19 protein-coding genes are annotated in these 20,777 nt (G+C 69.3%); 16 read left to right on the top strand and 3 right to left on the bottom strand.

Annotated features, from left to right (window positions below):
- The first annotated feature begins 28 nt into the window (after window positions 1–28).
- The 4 genes from DXK32_RS18795 (at window position 29) to DXK32_RS18780 (ending at window position 3,369) form a co-directional block, all read left to right on the top strand.
- Window positions 29–364 (top strand): cupin domain-containing protein, encoded by a 336-nt coding sequence (locus DXK32_RS18795; RefSeq protein ID WP_014199982.1) that lies wholly within the window; start codon window positions 29–31, stop codon window positions 362–364.
- A 128-nt stretch (window positions 365–492) separates the two neighbouring features.
- Window positions 493–1,482 carry a TRAP transporter substrate-binding protein gene (locus tag DXK32_RS18790; protein ID WP_114859919.1) on the top strand — a complete coding sequence of 330 codons (990 nt, stop codon included), beginning with the start codon at window positions 493–495 and terminating at the stop codon, window positions 1,480–1,482.
- A 94-nt stretch (window positions 1,483–1,576) separates the two neighbouring features.
- Complete coding sequence (locus DXK32_RS18785) at window positions 1,577–2,095, top strand: TRAP transporter small permease (protein ID WP_247877230.1); 519 nt, start codon at window positions 1,577–1,579, stop codon at window positions 2,093–2,095.
- Window positions 2,086–3,369, top strand: a complete 1,284-nt coding sequence (locus DXK32_RS18780; protein ID WP_059399705.1) for a TRAP transporter large permease — start codon at window positions 2,086–2,088, stop codon at window positions 3,367–3,369. Before DXK32_RS18785 ends, DXK32_RS18780 begins: the two co-directional genes overlap by 10 nt.
- A gap of 72 nt (window positions 3,370–3,441) precedes the next feature.
- Here the strand turns inward: DXK32_RS18780 and mgrA are convergent, their stop codons facing one another.
- The gene (gene mgrA, locus DXK32_RS18775) at window positions 3,442–4,482 is read right to left on the bottom strand and encodes an L-glyceraldehyde 3-phosphate reductase (RefSeq protein WP_114859917.1); all 1,041 of its coding nucleotides are present in this window, start codon (window positions 4,480–4,482) and stop codon (window positions 3,442–3,444) included.
- Window positions 4,483–4,576: 94 nt separating this feature from the next.
- Window positions 4,577–5,383, bottom strand: coding sequence for a GntR family transcriptional regulator (locus DXK32_RS18770; RefSeq protein WP_247877229.1), 807 nt, complete (start codon window positions 5,381–5,383; stop codon window positions 4,577–4,579).
- Between the two features lie 260 nt (window positions 5,384–5,643).
- Between DXK32_RS18770 and DXK32_RS18765 the strand changes: the two genes are divergently transcribed.
- The 3 genes from DXK32_RS18765 (at window position 5,644) to DXK32_RS18755 (ending at window position 9,389) form a co-directional block, all read left to right on the top strand.
- Window positions 5,644–6,078 carry a methylglyoxal synthase gene (locus tag DXK32_RS18765; protein WP_014199988.1) on the top strand — a complete coding sequence of 145 codons (435 nt, stop codon included), beginning with the start codon at window positions 5,644–5,646 and terminating at the stop codon, window positions 6,076–6,078.
- A 195-nt stretch (window positions 6,079–6,273) separates the two neighbouring features.
- Window positions 6,274–7,677 (top strand): glucuronate isomerase, encoded by a 1,404-nt coding sequence (uxaC, locus tag DXK32_RS18760; RefSeq protein ID WP_114859915.1) that lies wholly within the window; start codon window positions 6,274–6,276, stop codon window positions 7,675–7,677.
- A gap of 173 nt (window positions 7,678–7,850) precedes the next feature.
- A complete protein-coding gene (locus DXK32_RS18755; RefSeq protein WP_114859914.1) occupies window positions 7,851–9,389 on the top strand; it encodes a UxaA family hydrolase in 1,539 nt (512 codons plus the stop codon).
- A gap of 128 nt (window positions 9,390–9,517) precedes the next feature.
- On the opposite strand, the gene gcvA is transcribed toward DXK32_RS18755, so the two are convergent.
- Window positions 9,518–10,432 carry a transcriptional regulator GcvA gene (gene gcvA / locus DXK32_RS18750; RefSeq protein WP_114859913.1) on the bottom strand — a complete coding sequence of 305 codons (915 nt, stop codon included), beginning with the start codon at window positions 10,430–10,432 and terminating at the stop codon, window positions 9,518–9,520.
- A gap of 122 nt (window positions 10,433–10,554) precedes the next feature.
- Here gcvA and DXK32_RS18745 point away from each other — a divergent pair, with 122 nt between their 5' ends.
- The 9 genes from DXK32_RS18745 to DXK32_RS18705 all read left to right on the top strand — a co-directional run bounded on the left by DXK32_RS18745 (window position 10,555) and on the right by DXK32_RS18705 (window position 20,765).
- Window positions 10,555–11,307 carry a TSUP family transporter gene (locus tag DXK32_RS18745; protein WP_247877228.1) on the top strand — a complete coding sequence of 251 codons (753 nt, stop codon included), beginning with the start codon at window positions 10,555–10,557 and terminating at the stop codon, window positions 11,305–11,307.
- A 501-nt stretch (window positions 11,308–11,808) separates the two neighbouring features.
- Window positions 11,809–12,780: a Bug family tripartite tricarboxylate transporter substrate binding protein gene (locus DXK32_RS18740; RefSeq protein ID WP_114859911.1), complete on the top strand. Its 972-nt coding sequence runs from the start codon at window positions 11,809–11,811 to the stop codon at window positions 12,778–12,780.
- A 61-nt stretch (window positions 12,781–12,841) separates the two neighbouring features.
- Window positions 12,842–13,819, top strand: coding sequence for a Bug family tripartite tricarboxylate transporter substrate binding protein (locus tag DXK32_RS18735; RefSeq protein WP_114859910.1), 978 nt, complete (start codon window positions 12,842–12,844; stop codon window positions 13,817–13,819).
- Window positions 13,820–13,888: 69 nt separating this feature from the next.
- On the top strand, window positions 13,889–14,377 hold the full coding sequence (locus tag DXK32_RS18730; RefSeq protein ID WP_114859909.1) for a tripartite tricarboxylate transporter TctB family protein: 489 nt from the start codon (window positions 13,889–13,891) through the stop codon (window positions 14,375–14,377).
- A gap of 27 nt (window positions 14,378–14,404) precedes the next feature.
- A complete protein-coding gene (locus DXK32_RS18725; RefSeq protein WP_114859908.1) occupies window positions 14,405–15,949 on the top strand; it encodes a tripartite tricarboxylate transporter permease in 1,545 nt (514 codons plus the stop codon).
- A gap of 27 nt (window positions 15,950–15,976) precedes the next feature.
- The gene (locus tag DXK32_RS18720; protein WP_114859907.1) at window positions 15,977–16,648 is read left to right on the top strand and encodes a TerC family protein; all 672 of its coding nucleotides are present in this window, start codon (window positions 15,977–15,979) and stop codon (window positions 16,646–16,648) included.
- A 13-nt stretch (window positions 16,649–16,661) separates the two neighbouring features.
- Window positions 16,662–17,540, top strand: a complete 879-nt coding sequence (locus DXK32_RS18715; RefSeq protein ID WP_114859906.1) for a universal stress protein — start codon at window positions 16,662–16,664, stop codon at window positions 17,538–17,540.
- A 38-nt stretch (window positions 17,541–17,578) separates the two neighbouring features.
- Entirely contained in the window at window positions 17,579–18,253 is a 675-nt protein-coding gene (locus DXK32_RS18710) for a response regulator transcription factor (RefSeq protein WP_114859905.1), read from the top strand.
- Window positions 18,240–20,765 (top strand): sensor histidine kinase, encoded by a 2,526-nt coding sequence (locus DXK32_RS18705; protein WP_114859904.1) that lies wholly within the window; start codon window positions 18,240–18,242, stop codon window positions 20,763–20,765. Before DXK32_RS18710 ends, DXK32_RS18705 begins: the two co-directional genes overlap by 14 nt.
- Window positions 20,766–20,777 lie beyond the last annotated feature (12 nt).

Raw genomic sequence — 20,777 nt, 5'->3', positions numbered from 1 at the left:
GGCCCGCACTAGTAAAGGGAAGACGAGGATGAGCACGGACGTTTTCGTGATCGACGAGGCGGTGGACTGGCAGGATCTGGGCGCCGGGGTGCGCCGCAAGATCCTCGGCCACAACGACGCCATGATGATGGTGCGCGTGGAATTCGAGACCGGCGCCATCGGGCCGCAGCACCGCCACCCACACGTCCAGTGCGCCGTGGTCGAGAAGGGCGCCTTCGACGTCACCATCGAGGGCGTCACCCGGCGGCTCGGCACCGGCGACGGCTACATGGTGCCGTCCAACGCCCTGCACGGCGTCGTGGCGCTGGAGCCGGGCGTCCTGCTCGACATCTTCACCCCCCCGCGCGAGGACTTCCTCGCCTGACGAGATCACCCCTTTGACATCACCCGCTGACCGGCGCGCGGGAACACGCGCCGGGCGGCTCCCGGACCCAACCGTCCAAACCAAAGAACCAGCCTGAAGCTGCCGAATAATCGCCAGGAGGACACGCTATGCATCTTTCGACCCGCGGTATCCGCGCCGCCCTTCTCGCCGCCTGCGCGGCCTGCACCCTGCTCGCCACCCCGGTCGTCGCCCGCGATTTCCGCTCCGCGGACATCCACCCGGCCGACTACCCGACCGTCGAGGCCGTGAAGTACGTCGACAAGCTCCTGAAGGAGCGGACCGGCGGCAAGCTCGGCGTGAAGGTCTACCCGAACGGCGCGCTCGGCACCGAGAAGGACACCATCGAGCAGCTGAAGATCGGCGGGCTCGACATGATGCGCATCAACGTGGCACCGCTGAACAACGTCGTTCCGGAGACGATGGTCACGGCCCTGCCCTTCATCTTCCGCTCCACCGAGCACATGCGCGCCGTGCTGGACGGCCCGATCGGCGACGAGATCCTCGCCGCCATGGAAAGCCAGGGCATGATCGGCCTCGCCTTCTACGACAGCGGCTCGCGCAGCATGTACTCGGCCGCCAAGCCCTACAAGACGCTGGCCGACATGAAGGGCGCCAAGATCCGCGTCCAGCAGTCCGACCTGTTCGTCGCCATGATCCAGGCGCTGGGCGCCAACGCCACGCCGATGCCCTTCGGCGAGGTCTACACCGCGCTGAAGACCGGCATCGTCGACGCGGCGGAGAACAACTACCCGTCCTACGAGTCCTCGCGCCACTTCGAGGCCGCCAAGTACTTCACCCTGACCGAGCACGCGATGGCGCCGGAAGTGCTGGTCTTCTCGAAGGTCTCGTGGGACCGCCTGTCCAAGGACGACCAGGCCGCCATCCGCAAGGCCGCCAAGGACTCCGTCCCCTACATGCGCAAGCTGTGGGACGAGCGTGAGATGAAGTCCAAGGACGTGGTCGTGAAGGCCGGCGCCCAGATCGTCGAGGTCGCGAACAAGCAAGAGTTCATCGACGCGATGGCTCCCGTCTACAAGCAGTTCGCGAGCACACCGAAGCTGGACAGCCTCGTGAAGCGCATCCAGGACACGAAGTAAGCACAGTCGAACGCGGCGCTTCCCTTCGGCGGACCGAAGGGCGGCGCCGCGTCATTCGAGGGGAGCCGGCGGCATGGAAATCGAGCTGCAAGCAATGGATCACAGCCCCCCGCAGAGCGCGGGCCTGCTGACGCGGGTGAACGCGCGGCTGGCGTGGTCTGGAATGTGCGTGGCGATGGTCGGCCTGATGGCCATCGTCTGTGTGGTGTTCTATCAGGTCTTCGGCCGCTACGTGCTGAACGACTCGCCGACCTGGGCGGAGAGCCTGGCCATCGTGCTGGTCCTCTACGTCACCCTCATCGGCGCCGCCGTCGGCGTCCGCGACGCCGGGCACATCGGCCTGGAGTCCTTCCTCGTCATGCTGCCCGATCCCATCCGCCGCAAGGTCGAGATCGTCATCTACGCCCTCGTCGGCGTGTTTGGGGCCTGCATGGCCTACAACGGCTGGCTCCTCGGCAACTCCGTCGCTTCCTACTACATCCCCAACCTGCACGTCTCCGAAGCCGTCCGCTACATCCCGCTCGTGCTCTCCGGCGTCCTGATCGTGCTCTTCGCCATCGAACACGTCGTCGCCATCATCCGCGGCGAGGAGGTCGCGCCGTCATGGAACTGACCATCCTTTCCATCAGCTTCTTCGGCTTCCTCGTCCTGGGCATCCCGGTCGCCTTCGCCATCGGCCTGTCGGCGCTCTGCACCATCCTCTACGAGGGCCTCCCCGTCGCCGTCATCTTCCAGCAGATGATGTCCGGCATGAACGTCTTCTCCTTCCTCGCCATCCCCTTCTTCGTCTTCTCCGGCGAGCTGATGCTCCACGGCGGCGTCGCCGACAAGATCGTCGCCACCGCCAAGAACATGGTCGGCCACATCCGCGGCGGCCTCGGCATGTCCAACGTCGTCGCCTGCACCCTGTTCGGCGGCGTCGCCGGCTCCCCCGTCGCCGACGTCTCGGCCATGGGCGCGGTGATGATCCCGATGATGAAGCGCGAGGGCTACCACGCCGACTACGCCGTCAACGTCACCACCCACGCCGCCCTGGTCGGCGCGCTGATGCCGACCAGCCACAACATGATCATCTACGCGCTGGCCGCCGGCGGCAAAGCCTCCATCGGCGCGCTGATCGCCGCGGGCATCGTCCCCGCCCTGCTGCTGATGGTCTGCAACCTCGGTGCCGCCTACTACGTCGCGGTCAAGCGCGGCTATCCCCCCGGCACCTTCCCCGGCTGGTCGATCCTGGGTCGCTCCTTCGCCGCCGCGGCCCCCGGCCTGCTCATCGTCGTCATCATCCTGGCCGGCATCACCTCGGGCGTCTTCACCGCCACCGAGTCCGCCTCCATCGCGGTGATCTACGCCCTGCTGCTCACCACCTTCGTCTACCGCACCCTGACCTGGGACCATTTCCTGGCCGCCGCCGCCAAGACGGTCAAGACCACCGGCGTCGTCCTGCTGCTGATCGGCGTCTCCACGATGTTCCAGTACATCATGGGGCTCTATCAGGTGGCCGAGATCACCGGCGAGCTGATGGCGGGCATCTCGACCAACCCGCTGGTCATCTTCCTGCTGATCAACATCATCCTGTTCCTGCTCGGCACCTTCATGGACATGGCCAGCACCATCCTGATCTGCACGCCGATCTTCCTGCCCATTGCCATGCAGTACGGCATGGACCCGGTGCAGTTCGGCATCGTCATGCTGATCAACTGCGCGCTCGGCCTCAACACCCCGCCGGTCGGAACCACCCAGTTCATCGGCTGCGCCATCGGCGAGATCTCCGTCGGCCAAGTCATGCGCTCCATCCTCCCCTTCTATGGCGCCCTCTTCGTCACCCTTCTCCTCGTCACCTACGTCCCGGCCTTCTCCCTCTGGCTCCCCCACCTCCTCATGCGCTGATGCACACAGGGTTATGAAAAGGGCCGCGCCGGCATCCCCGGCGCGGCCCTTTTCATGTCGGCTTTCGGCGGCTCAGCCGGCTTCGGCGTTCGAGGAGTTCTGCCACAGGTTCAGCCCGCCATCGACGGCGTGGCGGTCGATCTCGGCCAGCTCCTCCGGCGTGAAGGCGGTGTTCTTCAGCGCGTCGAGCGAGTTGTCGAGCTGCTCGACGTTGCGGGCGCCGACCAGGGCGGACGTCACGCGCGGGTCGCGCAGCACCCAGGCGATTGCCATCTGGGCCAGTGTCTGGCCGCGCCGCGTGGCGATGGCGTCCAGGGCGCGCACGCGCTCCAGATTCTCCGGCGACAGGAAATGCGCCTTCAGCGTGCCGCCCTTGGCGGCGCGGGCGTCGGTGGGCTGGCCGTTCAGGTACTTGGTGGTCAGCATCCCCTGGGCCAGCGGCGAGAAGGCGATGCAGCCGATCCCGGTCTCCTCCAGCGCGTTGAGCAGCCCGCCCTCGATCCAGCGGTTCAGCATCGAATAGGACGGCTGGTGGATCAGGCAGGGCGTGCCCAGCTCCTTCAGGATCGCCGCCGCCCGCCGAGTCATCTCCGGCGAGTAGGAGGAGATGCCGACATAGAGCGCCTTGCCCTGCCGCACGGCGTGGTCGAGCGCGCCCATCGTCTCCTCCAGCGGGGTGCGCGGATCGACGCGGTGCGAGTAGAAGATGTCGACATAGTCGAGCCCCATGCGCTTGAGGCTCTGGTCCAGGCTGGCCGTCAGGTACTTGCGCGAGCCCCAGCTTCCATAGGGGCCGGGCCACATGTCGTAGCCGGCCTTGGTGGAGACGATCATCTCGTCGCGGTGGGCCTTGAAGTCGGTCGCCAGGACGCGCCCGAAATTCTCCTCCGCCGAGCCCGGCGGCGGGCCGTAGTTGTTGGCGAGGTCGAAATGGGTGACGCCGCGGTCGAAGGCCCGGCGCAGCACGGCGCGCCCGGTCTCGAACACGTCGGTGCCGCCGAAATTCTGCCACAGCCCCAACGAAATGGCCGGCAGGTCGAGCCCGCTCCGCCCGCTGCGGCGGTAGGTCATGGCGGTGTAGCGAGCCGGATCGGCGCGGTAGTGCGATTGCATCGCGGTCTCCTGGGTGTCTTGCGCGGTGTTGGGAGGATTGTGACTGATATATTAGAAATCAGCCACGATCCAAAGCCAAGAGCGCAAAACGGCGTCAGACCGGCTCGGCCTCGTCTTCCGAGGGGGTGGTGAAATAGAGCGGGTTGGCCTTCTGCGCGTCGGCGATGGTGACCTGGAGATAGTCCAGATGCAAGTCGATGGCTTTCGCCGCCGCCTCCGGGTCGTTGTTGGCGATGGCCTCGATGATGACCGAATGTTCGGCGATCACGTCCGGGACGCGGCCCAGCACCGGCAGGGTCAGCAGGCGGTAGCGGTCGACCTGCACCTTCACCTGCTGCGTCAGGTTCCAGAATCCCGGATAGCCGGCGGTTTCCGCCAGCAGCGCGTGAAAGGTCTCGTCGGCCTGATGGAAGCCTTCGAAATTCTGGGCGGCCTCCATCTCGCGCTGGAGTTCCAGGTTGGCGCGCAGCTTGGCGATCTGACTGCGGGTGGCGCGCTTGGCGGCGTAGCGGACGGTCGCCTCCTCCAGCGCCTTGCGGATGGCAATGGCTTCCGGCAGGGCGCCCAGCGGGATGCGGGAGACGAAGGTGCCCGACTGCGGGAAGATCTCGATCAGCCCCTCGTCAGCCAGACGCAGCACGGCCTCGCGCACCGGTGTCCGGCTGACACCGTAATCCTGGGCGATCACCTTTTCCGCGACCGGCTCGCCCGGCTTGCGGCGGAGCGAGACGATCTCGTTGCGCAGATCGCGGTAGATCGTCGCGGCCACGGTGGTGCCGCGCTGGGCCGGACGGGCGACCGCCGCCGCCGTGCGGCGCCGGGCCCGCGCCTTGACGCCCGACGCCTGTTCCGAATCCGCCGTCGATGAATCCACCGTCGATGTCTGCGCCGACTTTTTCAACACCCGCTCCTGCCAGGAAAATCCAGGGCGCCGGTGCTCCGGGATGCCGGCGCCGAACCCGCTGGTTCCCGCCGCAGACGGTCCGCCCTTCATCGCAATATACTAATACCCGGCGGGGTGGGTCAAACGCCTTCACCCCGCGCGGCGCCCCGGTTCCGCGCCAGTTTGTCCCATCGGGAAGCGCGTTGCGCCACTCAACAGTATACTAGTATATTGAAAAAAGCTCCACCGCGGAGCGCACAGCCGCAAGGACCGTCACCGTGGACCGCAAACGCATCGCCCTCGTCGCCCACGACGCCCGCAAGCCGGACCTCATCGGCTGGCTCGGCGCCAACATCCACGCGCTGGAGGGGAACGTCTTCTGGTCCACCGGCACCACCGGCCGATTGGTCCGGGAGGCCCATCCCCAGCTGGACATCACCTCGCTGAAGAGCGGTCCGCTGGGCGGCGACCAGCAGATCGGCGCGATGATCGCGGAGGGCCGGATCGACCTGCTCGTCTTCTTCGTCGACCCGATGACCGCCCAGCCCCACGACGTGGACGTGAAGGCGCTGACCCGCCTCGCCACGCTCTACAACATCCCGATGGCCTGCAACGAGGCGACCGCCGACATGGTGATCTCCTCCCCCCTCTTCACCAGCGGCTACCGCCCGCGGGCCGTGGACTTCGCCGCCCACGATTCGCGCCGCCTCTGACGGGCGCCCTCTTGAATTGCGCGTTCCGGCGACAGAATTGTGGGCGGGACGCACAAAGTCCTTGCATTCGGAACTGATATATTAATATATTCCGATGTGCGGGGCATGACCGGCGCGGCACCGCGCCATACCCGAACCACCCATTCAAATGGGCACCGGACCCCGGTCCGGCATCCCTCTTTCCGGAGATGAACGATGCTCCACCCCGACCGCCTCTTCCCCAGCGATCCCACGCAGCGCGACATCGCGCGCCGGCTGTACGCGGAGGTGGGCCACCTGCCGATCATCAGCCCGCACGGCCACACGGACCCGTCCTGGTTCGCCAAGAACGAGGCGTTCCCAAACCCGGCGGCGCTGTTCGTGGTGCCCGACCATTACGCCTTCCGCATGCTCTACAGCCAGGGCGTGACGCTGGAAAGCCTGGGCGTGCCGCGCAAGGATGGCGGGGCGGTGGAGAGCGACCCGCGCAAGATCTGGCGCCAGTTGGCCCAGAACTGGCACCTGTTCCGCGGCACCCCGACGCGCATGTGGCTCGACCACGCCTTCGAGACGGTGTTCGGCGTGACGGAGCGTCTGAGCGGGGCCAGCGCCGACCGCATCTTCGACCAGATCGACGCCTGCCTGCAGAAGCCGGAGTTCCTGCCGCGCGCCCTGTTCGAGCGCTTCAACATCGAACTGCTGGCGACCACCGAGTCCCCGCTCGACACCCTGGAGCATCACCGCGCCATCCGCGAGAGCGGCTGGAAGGGCCGCGTCATCACCGCCTTCCGCCCCGACCCGGTCGTCGATCCGGAGTTCGAGGGTTTCCAGGCCAATGTGGAGACGCTGGGCGCGCTGTCCGGTGAGAACACCGGGACCTGGGCCGGCTACCTCGCCGCCCTGCGCAACCGCCGCCAGTATTTCAAGGAGGTCGGCGGCGCCACCTCGACCGACCACGGCCACGCCACGGCGACCACCGCCGACCTGTCGGACGCCGACGCCGAGCGGCTGTTCGAGAAGGCGCTGCGCGGCACCATCACGGCGGCCGAGGCGGAGATTTTCCGCGGCCAGATGCTGACCGAGATGGCCAAGATGAGCCTGGACGACGGGCTGGTCATGCAGATCCACCCGGGCAGCTTCCGCAACCACAACCCGGGCGTCTTCGAGCGCTTCGGCCGCGACAAGGGCGCCGACATCCCGACCGGCACCGAGTATGTGCGGGCGCTGAAGCCGCTGCTCGACCGCGTCGGCAACGAGCGCGACCTGACCATCATCCTGTTCACGCTCGACGAGACCAGCTACGCCCGTGAGCTGGCGCCGCTGGCCGGCCATTACCCGGCGTTGCGCGTCGGCCCGGCCTGGTGGTTCCACGACAGCCCCGAGGGCATGCGCCGCTACCGCGAGATGATCACGGAGACGGCGGGCTTCTACAACACGGTCGGCTTCAACGACGACACGCGCGCCTTCTGCTCCATCCCGGCCCGCCACGACGTGGCCCGCCGCGTCGACTGCGCCTTCCTGGCCCGGCTCGTCGCCGAGCACCGGCTGGAGGAGGACGAGGCCGCGGAGCTGGCGGTGGATCTCGCCTACACGCTGGCGAAGAAGGCCTACAAGCTCTGACGTGAAACCCCTCTCCCGCCCCGGGAGAGGGTGCCCGCGAAGCGGGCGGGTGAGGGTAAGGCCAAGGATCAAAGCCGCCTTTCTTGCCGGCACCCTCACCCTCCCGCCGCTTTCGCGGCGGGCCCCTCCCTCTCCCGGGGCGGGAGAGGGAACTTCAGGAAAAGGACCACCCCATGGCATCGCTGACCATCCGCCTGCATCCCGCGGACAACGTCGTCGTTGCCGGCGCCGACCTGCCGGAGGGCACCACCCTGCCCGACACCGGCCTGCCCGACACCGGCGTCGTCGCCCGGACCACGATCCCCTCCGGCCACAAGGTCGCGGTGCAGGCCATCGCGGTCGGCGAGCCGGTGCGCAAGTACAACCAGGTCATCGGCTTCGCGACCGCTCCCATCGCGCCGGGCGACCATGTCCATGTCCACAACATCGGCGTGGGCGACAGCTTTGAGCGCGATTACGCCTTCGGCGCCGACGTCCACCCCACCGACCTCGCGCCGGAGGCGGAACGCGCCACCTTCCAGGGCATCGTCCGCCCGGACGGACGCGTGGCGACCCGCAATTACATCGGCATCCTGACCACGGTGAACTGCTCGGCCACCGCCGCGCGGATGATCGCCGATCAGTTCCGCGGCGACGCGCTGGCCGCCTATCCCAACATCGACGGTGTGGTCGCGCTGACCCATTCCTACGGCTGCGGCATGGGCTCGCAGGGCGACGCCATCGACGCCCTGCGCCGGACCATCGCCGGCTACGCCCGCCACCCGAACTTCGCCGCCGTGCTCGTGCTCGGCCTCGGCTGCGAGGTGAACCAGATCGACAAGCTGGTCGAGGTCGAGGGGCTGACCATCGGCGACACGCTGCAGACGCTGGCGATCCAGGAGAGCGGCGGCACCGCCGCCACCGTGCGGGCGAGCGTAGAGCGCATCCGCGCCCTGCTGCCCCGCGTCAACGACGTGAAGCGCGAGACCGTGCCGGCCAGCCACCTGATCCTGGCCCTGCAATGCGGTGGGTCGGACGGCTATTCCGGGATCACCGCCAACCCGGCGCTGGGCTTTGCGGTGGACCTGCTGATCCGCAACGGCGGCACCGCGGTGCTGAGCGAGACGCCGGAGGTCTACGGCGCCGAGCATCTGCTGACCCGCCGCGCCGTCAGCCCGGCGGTCGGCGGGGCGCTGGTCGAGCGCATCCGCTGGTGGGAGGACTACACCAGCCGCACCGGCGGCGAGATGAACAACAACCCGTCGCCCGGCAACAAGAAGGGCGGCCTGACCACCATCCTGGAGAAGTCGCTGGGCGCCGTCGCCAAGGCCGGCACGACCAACCTCGTCGAGGTGGTGCGCTACGCCGAGCCGATCACCGGGCCGGGCCTCGTCTTCATGGACACGCCGGGCTACGACCCGGTGTCGGCCACGGGCCAAGTGGCGGGCGGCGCCAACGTGCTGTGCTTCACCACCGGGCGCGGCTCCGTCTTCGGCTGCAAGCCGACGCCCTCGCTGAAGCTCGCCACCAACACGGCGCTGTTCCGCAGGATGCCCGACGACATGGACATCGACTGCGGCCCCATCGCCACCGGCGACGCCACCATTGAGGAGGTCGGGCGGGCGATCTTCCAGCTCATCCTCGACACCGCCTCGGGCAAGAAGACCAAGAGCGAGGAGCTGGGATTCGGCTCCGACGAGTTCACGCCCTGGCAGATGGGCGCCGTCATGTGAGCGAAAGGGCTTGCGCCTGGAGTGATATACTAGTATAAGTGTTTTCGTTCGGTTATCCTTTGAAACCCAGTCGGCAGGCCGCGCCGTGCACGTGGTTCCGCCGAGTGACGTTTCTCCAAAGTGCGACTTCAGACCGCCGGGGCACGCTCTGGCGGTCTTTTCTTTTCGGAGTCGGCTGATCCGACGGCGGCGCGCAGCCAGTCCCGGAAGGTGGTGAAGCCCGCCTCCCGGTGCCGCGCCGGGCGCGAGACCAGATACCACGCCCGCCCCATCGGCACGGCCAGCGCGAAGGGCGTGACCAGCCGGCCCGCCGCCAGATCGTCGGCGATGTAGAGCCGCGCCCCCAGCGCCACCCCCACCCCGTCCGCCGCCGCCTGCAAGGTCATGGCGTAGCTGCCGAAGGACAGCCCCTTCACGGCCGGCGGCGCCAGCCCCGCCGAGGCGAACCAGTGCGGCCAGTCGTCCGCCCAGTGCGACACCGACAGCAGCGTCGCCGACAGCAGATCCTCCGGATGGCGCAGGGTCCGCGCCAGGGCCGGCGCGCAGACCGGCAGCATGTCGGCGGTGAACAGCGCCTCCACCTCGTAGCCCGGCCAATGCCCGTCGCCCAGCAGCAGGGCGCAGGTCCAGTCCTCGCGGATCGGCGCGCCGGCGCCGCCGGTGGCGATCCGCACCTCCACGTCGGGGTGGCTCTCGTGGAAGGCCGACAGGCGCGGGATCAGCCAGCGCACCGCGAAGGTGGCGCCCACCCCCAGGGTCAGCACCGGGCCGTCGCGCATGGCGGCGACCCGTTCCACGCTGTCGGCAATCGCGTCGAAGGCGCCGGTCAGGCCGGGTTGCAACGCCCGCCCACGGTCGGTCAGCTCCAGCGCGTTGGCCCGCCGCTCGAACAGCGGGAAGCCCATGCGCTCCTCCAGCAGGCGCACCATGCGGCTGACCGCGGCCTGCGAGACGTTCAGTTCACCCGCCGCCCCGGTGAAGCTGCCGTGCCGGGCCGCGGCCTCGAACGCCCGCAAGGCGTTCAGCGATGGCAGGCGGCGCATCCGATCCCTCCCCTACACCCCAACATTTCCTGGGGGTCAGCATCAGACAATCCCGTTTGCGGGGCAAGCCCAACAGAGCCATCATGCCCTCCACAGCCAAAGAAAACTTTCGGATGAGCGGGATGCTGACGGTTCCCCTGACTCTCGGACTCGGCCTTGCGGCGCTGGTGACCTCGTTCCTGTCGGGCCTGTTCGGCATGGCCGGCGGCATGGTGCTGATGGGGCTGCTGCTGGTGCTGCTGCCGGTGTCCTCGGCGATGCTGCTGCACGGGATCACGCAGATGACCGCCAACGGCTGGCGGGCGTGGCTGTGGCGGCGGCACGTGCAATGGGGGATCGTGGTGCGGTTCCTGTTGGGCGGGGCGGTGGCGGTCGGCGTCTTCACCCTGATCCGCTACGTGCCCGGCAAGGCGGAATCGCTGATCCTGCTCGGCCTGTCGCCCTTCATGGCGATGGCGGTTCCGTCGCACTGGTCGCCGAACGTGTCGCGGCGCGGCCACAGCGCGCTGGCCGGCCTGCTGTGCATGGGCGTGCAGCTGATCGCCGGCATCTCGGGGCCGCTGCTCGACGTGTTCTTCGTGAAGTCCAGCCTGTCGCGGCAGAGCGTCGTCGCGACCAAGGCGACGATGCAGGTCTTTGGCCATCTGTTCAAGACGGTCTATTTCGGCTCCCTCGTCGCGGCGTCGGAGGCGGAGGCGCTGGACATCCCGGTGACGGCCCTGTGCATCGGCATGGCCGTCCTGGGGACGAACCTGTCGCGCCGCGTGCTCGACGCCATGAGCGACGCCCAGTTCCGCAGCTGGAGCCAGCGTCTGGTCGCCTTGACCGGCACCGTCTATCTCGGCCAGGGGCTGTTCCTGCTGGTGGTGCGGTAGGTTCCGGGGGTGTTTGCCCCCACCCCGGCCCTCCCCCGCTGACGCAGGGGAGGGAGCACTCAATCCCCTCCCCTGCGTCAGCGGGGGAGGGTCAGGGAGGGGGCAAAGCGCTCACCCCCCATCACCCCGGCGGGGGGGGGAAAAACCGCCACGAACCGGTCTCCGCCTCTTCCGGGTGGAGCGCCGAAATTTTGCGTGCCTGGGTGGTGGCTGACAGGTTCATGACAGGTTCGCCTGTTAAACAGTTGGAACAACCAACCACCGTTCCCGGAAGCTCCACCATGGCGACCGACTCCGCAGCCCGAAAGCCGGCGGAACCCACGGCGAAGACCGCATCGGCGGACGAGCGGACCCCGCTCTTTTATGGCGCCGCCTGCGGTGCGGGGGCCGGCGGCTCCGTCCTCCTCTACGAGGCGCGTCCGCAGAAGTCCGCAGCCAAGGCACCCTAAGGCGCAGCAAGCGCCGTCCAAAAAGCAAAAAAGTCCACTCGGAGGAAACACCATGAGCCTCGGCAACCCTACCAAGGGGGTGCTGGCGGCGGCCGTGCTGGCCGCTGCCGCCCTGTTCGCCGCTCCCGCGTCCGCGGAGATCAAGAACCTGGAGATCATCGCCCCCGCCAACGCCGGCGGCGGCTATGACCAGCACGCGCGCGCCATGCAGCAGGTGCTTCAGGAGCACAAGCTGGCCTCCAGCGTCCAGGTGGTCAACATCCCGGGGGCCGGCGGCACCATTGGCCTCAGCCAGTTCGTCACCGCCAAGAAGCGCAACCCCGGCCTGATGATCTCCGGCCTCGGCATGATCGGGGCGATCCTGATCAACAAGTCGCCGGTGTCGCTCGATCAGGTGACCCCGCTGGCCCGCCTGACCGGCGAATACCAGCCCATCGTCGTGGCCGCGGACTCGCCGCTGAAGACGCTCGACGACCTCGTGAAGAAGTTCAAGGCCGACCCCGGCTCGGTCTCCTGGGGCGGCTTCGCGGTGGGCAGCCCCGACCACATCCTCTACGGCCTGCTGGTCAAGGCGATCGGCGGGGACGTGTCCAAGATGAACTACATCGCCGCCGGCGCCGGTGGCGAGATGATGGCCTCGGTGCTCGGCGGCCACATCACCGTGGCGACCGGCGGCTACAACGAGATGGCCTCGCAGCTCCAGGCGGGAAAGCTGCGCGCCCTGGCGATCTCCGCCCCGCAGCGCCTTCCCGGCATCGACGTCCCGACCTTCAGGGAGCAGGGCGTGGATGTCGAGCTGGTGAACTGGCGCGCCGTGATGGCGCCGGGCAACCTGAAGGCGTCGGAGAAGCAGGTCCTGGACGACGCGGTCGGCGCCATGGTCCGCACCGACGACTGGAAGCGCATCGCCGCGGAGCGCGGCTGGATCGACCTCTACCTGCCGCCCGACCAGTTCGCCGCCTTCGTGAAGGACGAGCGGACCCGGATCGAAGGCGTCCTGACGGAACTCGGCCTCGTCAAGTGACCGACAGCCGGCGGTGATCCGCCGGGTCTCAGAACAAAACACACCCATGGAGCGAAGCGTCATGACCATCCGCATGCCGGGCGCCGTGAAGGGCGTCCTGACCGCCGTCGTCCTCGCCACGGCCGCCCTCGCCGCCACCCCGTCGCTGGCCGAGATCAAGGGGCTGGAGATCATTGCCCCGGCCAGCCCCGGCGGCGGCTGGGACCAGCACGCCCGCACGCTCCAGCAGGTTCTCCAGGATCAGAAGCTGGCGTCCGGCATCCAGGTCGTGAACATCCCCGGCGCCGGCGGCACGGTCGGCCTCGCCCAGTTCGTCACCGCCAAGAAGCGCTCGCCGACGATCCTGGTCGGCGGCCAGATCATGCTGGGCGCCATCGTCACCAACAAGTCGGCGGTGACGCTCGACCAAGTGACCCCGCTGGCCCGGCTGACCGGCGAATACACCGCCATCGTCGTCCCGCCGGATTCGCCCATCAAGACCTTCGACGACCTGATCAAGAAGTTCAAGGCGGACCCCGGCTCGGTCTCCTGGGGCGGCGGCTCGGCGGGCGGCAGCGACCAGATCCTGGCCGGGCTGATCGCCAAGGCGGTCGGCGTCGATCCCAACAAGGTCAACTACGTCGCCACCGCGGGCGGCGGCGAGCTGCTGGCCTCGGCGCTCGGCGGTCACGTCACCCTCGGCATGGGCGGCTACAGCGAGTTCGCCCCGCAGTTCCAGGCGGGCAAGCTGCGCGCCATCGCCGTCTCCGCCCCGCAGCGCCTGCCGGGCTCCGACACGCCGACCCTCAAGGAGCAGGGCGTCGACCTGGAGTTCGTGAACTGGCGCGGCGTCTTCGCCCAGTCCTCCGCCAAGCCGGCCGAGCTGAAGGAACTCCAGGAGGCCGTCGCCAAGGCCGTCGCCAGCGACGAGTGGAAGCAGGCCGTGAAGCAGCGCGGCTGGATCGACCTCTACCAGCCCTCCGCCGAGTTCGCCTCCTTCCTGAAGCAGGAGCGCGCGCAGATCGAAGGCACGCTGAAGGACATCGGCCTCGTGAAGTAAGGACCGCAAGGGGTGGGCGCGGTCGCCGCGCCCACCGGTCCGCAAAAAACAGTCTGGGAGGATGAACCAATGACCACCGGTCGGAGCATGCGCGCCGGAGAGGCGGTGCTGGGCGGCGGGCTGATCGCCCTGGGGGGCCTGATCGCGGTCGAGACCATGCTGACGCCAAGCGTCGGCCGGGCGGTGGTCGGCCCCGCCCTGTTCCCCTACCTGATCTCGGGCGGCCTCGTCCTGGTCGGGCTGTCCCTGCTGCGCGAGGCCTTCGCCGGGGCCATCGCCCACGCCGAGGGGCTGGAGCTGGACCTCTGGGCCGTGGCGCTGGTCGCGGCCGGGCTGGCCGTTCAGTTCCTGCTGCTCGACACGCTGGGCTGGATTCCCTCCACCACCATCCTGTTCGCCGCGGTCTCCCGCGCCTTCGGCGGCCGGCGGCTGATGGTCAATCTCGCCATCGGGCTGGCGCTCGCCGCCTTCACCTTCGTGGCCTTCAATTACGGGCTCGGCCTGAACCTGCCCGAGGGCAGCATCGTCGAACGGCTCACGTCAGCCGACGCCGAATAAGCCCCGCTTCGGGAAGGAAACTGCACCATGGACACCCTTGCCGCCCTGGGCCACGGCTTCCTCGTGGCGCTGACCCCCTACAACCTTCTGTGGTCGGCGATCGGCGTGACGGTTGGCACCGCGGTCGGCGTGCTGCCCGGCATCGGCCCGGCGCTGACCGTGGCACTGCTGCTGCCGGTCACCTACGGGCTGGAACCGACCTCCGCCTTCATCATGTTCGCCGGCATCTATTACGGCGCGATGTACGGCGGCTCGACGACCTCCATCCTTCTGAACGCGCCGGGCGAGTCCGGCAGCATCGTCACCGCCATCGACGGCCACGCCATGGCCCGCCAGGGCCGCGGCGCCCAGGCGCTGGCGACCGCCGCCATCGGCTCCTTCATCGCCGGCACCATCGCCACCGCGGCGCTGACCTTCGTCGCCCCGCTGATGGTCAAGATGGCCCTGCTGTTCGGCCCGGCCGAGTATTTCGCGCTGATGGTGCTGGCGCTGACCACCGTCACCGCCGTGCTGGGCAGCTCGCTGGCCCGCGGTCTGGCGAGCCTGTTCCTCGGGCTTGCCCTGGGTCTGGTCGGCATCGACATGCAGACCGGTCAGGCGCGGCTGGCCTTCGGCGTTCCGGAGCTGCTCGACGGCATCGACACGGTGGTCGTCGCGGTCGGCCTGTTCGCGGTCGGCGAGACGCTCTACGTCGCCTCCCGCCACCGCTTCGAAACGGAAGAAATCTACGCGCTCAAGGGCTCCAAATGGATGAGCCGCGAGGACTGGGCGCGCTCGTGGAAGCCGTGGCTGCGCGGCACGCTGCTGGGCTTCCCCATCGGCACCCTGCCGGCCGGCGGCAGCGAGATCCCGACCTTCCTGTCCTATCTGGTCGAGAAGCGTCTGGCGAAGAAGCCGGAGGAATTCGGCAAGGGCGCCATCGAGGCCGTCGCCGGTCCGGAGGCCGCCAACAACGCGTCGGCCGCCGGCGTGCTGGCGCCGCTGCTGTCGCTCGGCCTGCCGACCTCGGCGACCGCCGCCATCATGCTCGCCGCTTTCCAGCAATACGGCCTGCAGCCCGGCCCGACGCTGTTCGACAACAACCCGGAGCTGGTCTGGGGCATGATCGCCAGCCTCTACATCGGCAACGTGCTGCTGCTGGTGCTGAACCTGCCGCTGGTCGGCTTCTGGGTGAAGCTGCTGCTGATCCCACGGCCCTGGCTGTACGCCGGCATCCTGGTCTTCTCGTCGCTGGGCGCCTACACGCTGAATAACAACGTCATCGATCTGGTCATCCTGTGGGTGATCGGGCTGCTCGGCTTCGGCATGCGCGTTCTGAACGTGCCGGTGGCGCCCTGCGTGGTCGGGCTGATCCTGGGGCCGCTGGCCGAACAGCAGTTCCGCCGGGCGCTGGCGATCAGCCAGGGCGACCCCTCGGTCTTCCTGACCCACCCGATCTCGGCGGCCCTGCTGATCATCGCCGCCCTGCTGGTGATCGGCCCGATGGTCCTGCGCTACCGGAGCAACGGCGCGGCCAAGGGTGCCGGCAAGGGCGACAACGCCTCGCCGTCCGGCAGCCATCCCGCGACGTAAGACCGCCATCCCGCGAAGGACTTCTCCATGGAAAGCGTCGATCTCTGGTCGCAGCTCGCCGCCCTCGGGCAGGTGGTCGCCATCGACCTCGTTCTGGCCGGCGACAACGCCATCGTCGTCGGCATGGCCGCCGCCGCGGTGCCGCTGGCCCAGCGCCGCAAGGTGATCTTCTGGGGCATCGGCGCCGCCATCGTCCTGCGCATCGTCTTCGCGCTGATCACCACCCAGCTCCTCGCCATCATCGGACTGACCCTGGCCGGCGGTGTTCTGCTGCTGTGGGTCTGCTGGAAGATGTTCCGCGAACTGCGCTCCCACGGCACGGACGAGGTGGCGCCCGACGAGGCGATGGAGGCCCCCGACACGCCGGTGGGGGTGTCCGGAAACGCCGCCGCCGGTGCCGCGGTCGGCGGCGTCACGGTGGGTGCGGCGATCTGGCAGATCGTCGTGGCGGACGTGTCGATGTCGCTCGACAACGTGCTGGCGGTGGCCGGTGCGGCCAAGGACCATCCCACCATTCTGGTCATCGGCCTGCTGCTGTCCGTCGTGCTGATGGGGGCGGCGGCCAACATGATCGCGCATGTCCTGCACAAGCACCGCTGGGTCGGCTGGGTCGGTCTCGCCATCATCACCTATGTGGCGCTCGACATGATCTGGCGCGGCAGCAACGAAGTCCTCACGCACACCTCCTGGCTATCGTGACGGAGCGCATCCGATGATCAAGAAGGTTCTCGTTCCCCTGACCGGACGGCCGCTGGACCGCCGCGCCATCGCCACGGCCTTTCTGCTCGCCGACCGCTTCCGCGCCCATGTGGAGGGGTTGAGCGTCATGCCGCAGGTCGAGATCCGCACCTCCGTGGAAAGCGCCGCGATCCCCAAGGCGCTGGTCGAGCAGCTCATCCGCATCGGGCAGGAGGATCAGGCGCGGGTGGTCGATACCGCCCGGGAGCTGTTCGAGGAGTTCCGCGGCCGCTTCGCCGCCGCCGAGGCGGACAGCCTGACCGGCGGCGCCGTGGGCACGGAGGGTCCGACCGCCTCCTGGCAGCAGGCCACCGGCCCGCTGGCCGAGACGCTGGCGGAGGAGGCGCGGCTCGCCGATCTGGTGGTGATCGCCCAGACCTCCGACGGCACCAACGCCATGGGTCCGGCCATCGAGGCGACCCTGTTCGGCTCCGGCCGCCCCCTGCTGCTGGCCCCGGCGGGCGAACCGGCGTCGGTCGGCTCCGCTGTCGCCGTGGCCTGGGACGGCGGGGCGGCCGCCGCGCGGGCGATCGCGGCGGCGTTGCCGCTTCTGCAACGCGCCGGCAAGGCGGTCATCCTGTCGGCCGAGGTCGCCGACCCCGGACGCGCGTCCGACCCCGACCGCCTGTCGGCCTACCTCGCCCTGCACGGCGTCGCCGCGTCGATCCGCCGGGTTTCCGCGTCGGGCCGGGCGGTCGGGCGGGCCTTGCAGGAGACGGCGGCGGAGGCCGGCTGCGACCTGCTGGTGATGGGCGCCTACGGCCACAGCCGGGTCCGCGAACGGGTGTGGGGCGGCGTGACATTGGACGTGCTGCGCGAGCCGCCCGCCATTCCCATCTTCATGGCGCACTGATTTGTGCATTACGGTGCCCCGGCACCGGGAGACGGACCATGCGCATACTCGTCGTCGAGGACACCGAGGATCTGGCCGACGCCATCGTCCACCGGCTGCGCAAGCTGGGCTACGCCGTCGACTGGGCGCCGACCGGCGACGAGGCGGAGGAGCTGCTGCGCCAGGAGGCGTACCAGCTCGTCCTGCTCGACATCATGCTGCCGGGGGTGGACGGACAGACCCTGCTGAACCGCCTGCGCCAGCGCCGCGACGCCACGCCGGTCCTGGTGATGACCGCACGTTCGCAAGTGAATGTGCGGGTCGACCTGCTCGACCTCGGCGCCGACGACTTCATCGTGAAGCCCTTCGACCTGCGGGAGCTGGAGGCCCGCTGCCGCGCCCTGCTGCGCCGCTCGCACGGGCTCGCCTCCTCGCGCGCGCAGTTCGGCAATCTGGTCTTCGACGCCGCGGCCAAGAAGGTGCTGATCGACACGCGTCCCGTCGATCTCGGCGGCCGCGAGTTCCGCCTGCTGGAGCTGTTCCTCAGCAACCTGAACACCGTGCTGTCCAAGGAGGACCTGATGGACCGGCTGTTCAGCCTCGACCAGCCCACCGCGCTGAACGCCATCGAGTTGTATGTCTCCCGCCTCCGGCGCAAGCTGGAGGGCGCGTCGGTGGAGATCCGGACGGTTCGGGGGCTGGGGTATGTGGCGGAAGTGTGTGCCGAAGGCTGAAGGATTCTCGCTGCGGCGGCGGCTGTTCATCCGGCTGCTCGGCGTGCTGGCCGTCCTGACCGCCGGGCTGTTCCTGTTCATCAGCGCCTACGCCCAGCGCGCCGCCGACGCCGCCTTCGACCGGCTGCTGATGGCGTCGGCCCTGTCGATCTCCGACACGGTGCGGGTGGAGGACGGGCGCTTCTCCGTCGACCTGCCCTACTCCTCGCTGGGCATCCTGGCCCAGGCGCGGCGCGACCGCGTGTTCTACCGGATCACCGCCCCGGACGGCGCGCTGGTCACCGGCTATCACGACCTGCCGGTGGCGCCCGCCAAGGCCGGGGTCGCCGGCGCGGCCGGCAGCGACCCCGCCACCCGGTTCGAGAACGCCAGTTTCCGCGGCATGCCGGTGCGGATCGCCGTCCTGAAGCGCTTCGCGGCGCAGCCGGAGCTTGGCGGCTGGATCACCATCGCCGTCGCCCAGACGCGGGAGGAGCGCGGGGCGCTGGCCCGCGACATCCTGGCGAACGCCTTCCTTCCCATCGCCTTCACCGTGGTCGCGGCGGGCGGGCTGATCTGGTTCGGGGTGCGGCAGGCGCTGGCCCCGCTGGGCTCGCTGGAGCGGATGATCCGCGAGCGGCAGCCCCACGACTTCTCCCCCATCGCCATGCCGCCGCCGCAGGAGGTCTCGCAGCTCGTCCAGGCGATCAACCAGCTCATGGCCCGGCTCCAATCCAACCTCGACACCATGCAGACCTTCCTGGCCGACGCCGCCCACCAGATCCGCACGCCGCTGGCCAGCCTGCGCCTGCAGGCCGAACTCGCCATCGACGAGGACGACCCCGATGCCCTGCACCGCATCGCCCAGCGCGTGCACCGCAACGCGGTGGAGGCCAGCCAGCTGACCAGCCAGCTCCTCAACCACGCCATGGTGATCCACCGCAGCGAGGCGCTGAAGCCGGAGGATGTCGACCTCGGCGCCCTGCTGGAGCAGGTGTTCCAGCGCGCCCGCGCGGTGGCCGGCGACACGGCGATCCGCCTGGACATCGACCGCGCGGCGGAGCCGGCCACCGTCCCCGGCGACGCCATCAGCCTGCGCGAGGCGCTGACCAACCTGCTCGACAACGCGGTGAAGTACGCCGGCCCGTCCGGCCCCATCGACCTGACGCTGACCCCTTTGCCAAACGGGCGCGGCCTGCGCGTGGAGATCGCCGACCGCGGTCCCGGCGTGCCGGACGCCGAGAAGCGTCGCGTGCTGGAGCGGTTCGGGCGCGGCAGCTCCGCCGCCGGGGTGGCGGGCAGCGGTCTGGGCCTCGCCATCGTCACCTCGGTGGTGGAGGCGCATGGGGCGGATTTCGCGCTGCTCGACCGCCCCGGCGGCGGGCTGATCGCGCGCATCGACTTCCCGGAGGCGGGCGCCGCCGCCCCGGCGGGCGGAGGCGCCGCGCGGGCCCTGCTGCCCCTGCTCGTCTTCTGCGCCCTGCTCTGGTCCAGCTGGGCGCAGGCGGCACAACTGCTCACCTACCCCGCCCCCGGCGGCGAGCGCGAGCGGCTGCGCATCCATTCCGCCACCGACCGGCAGGCCATCGAGCCGCTGGTCCTCGACTTCCAGCAGCTCCGTCCCGACGTCACCATCGAATACAAGGACATGGACACCGCCGACCTCTACGCCGAGGCGGTGGCCGTGCCGGCCAAGGGGGGTGCGGCCAAGGGGACAGCGGAGACGCCCGACCTGCTCATCAGCTCCGCCTCCGACCTGCAGGTGAAGCTGGTCAACGACGGCTACACCCAGCCCCACCGCTCCGCCCTGACCGACGCGCTGCCGGACTGGGCGAACTGGCGGGACGAGGCGTTCGGCTTCACCTTCGAGCCGGCGGTGATCGCCTACAACCGCGACCTTCTGCCGGACGCGGAGGTGCCGCGCACGCGCCCGGCGCTGATCCGGCTGCTGCGCGACGACCCGGTGCGCTTCGGCCGGCGCGTCGCCACCTACGACACCGCCACCAGCGGCATCGGCTATCTGCTGGCCTCCCACGACGCTCTGCTGTTCGGCCAGTACTGGCAGCTCGTCGCGATGATGGGCAACGCCCAGGCGCGGCTGGCCTGCTGCTCCGGCGACATCCTCGACATGGTGGAGCGCGGCGAGGTGCTGATCGCCTACAACGTCCTCGGCTCCTACGCGCGGGCGCGGGCGGCGGCGGGCGGCCCCGTCGGCATCGTGGTGCCGGAGGACTACACGCTGGTCATCTCCCGCGTCGCGGTGATCCCCCGGACGGCGCCCCGCCCCCAGCTCGCCGGGGCGTTCATCGACTATCTGCTGTCACCGCGCGGGCAGGAGGTGGTGGCCGACCGCTCCGCCCTCTACGCCATCTCCTCCGGCATCAAGCGGGAGGCGTCGGCGTCGGGCCTGCGCTCCAGCACGGCGGCGCCGCTGCACCCCATCGCCCTCAGCCCGGCGCTGCTGGTGTTCCTCGACCGGCTGAAGCGGGAACGCTTCCTGCAGCAATGGCAATCGGCGATCCTGCTGCCCTGAGCCGGGAACCTC

The organism is Azospirillum brasilense (assembly GCF_003349955.1).
Lineage (GTDB): Bacteria > Pseudomonadota > Alphaproteobacteria > Azospirillales > Azospirillaceae > Azospirillum > Azospirillum brasilense_B.
The sequence above is the reverse complement of the archived record's forward strand: the minus strand, read 5'-3'. Positions and strand labels throughout refer to the sequence as shown.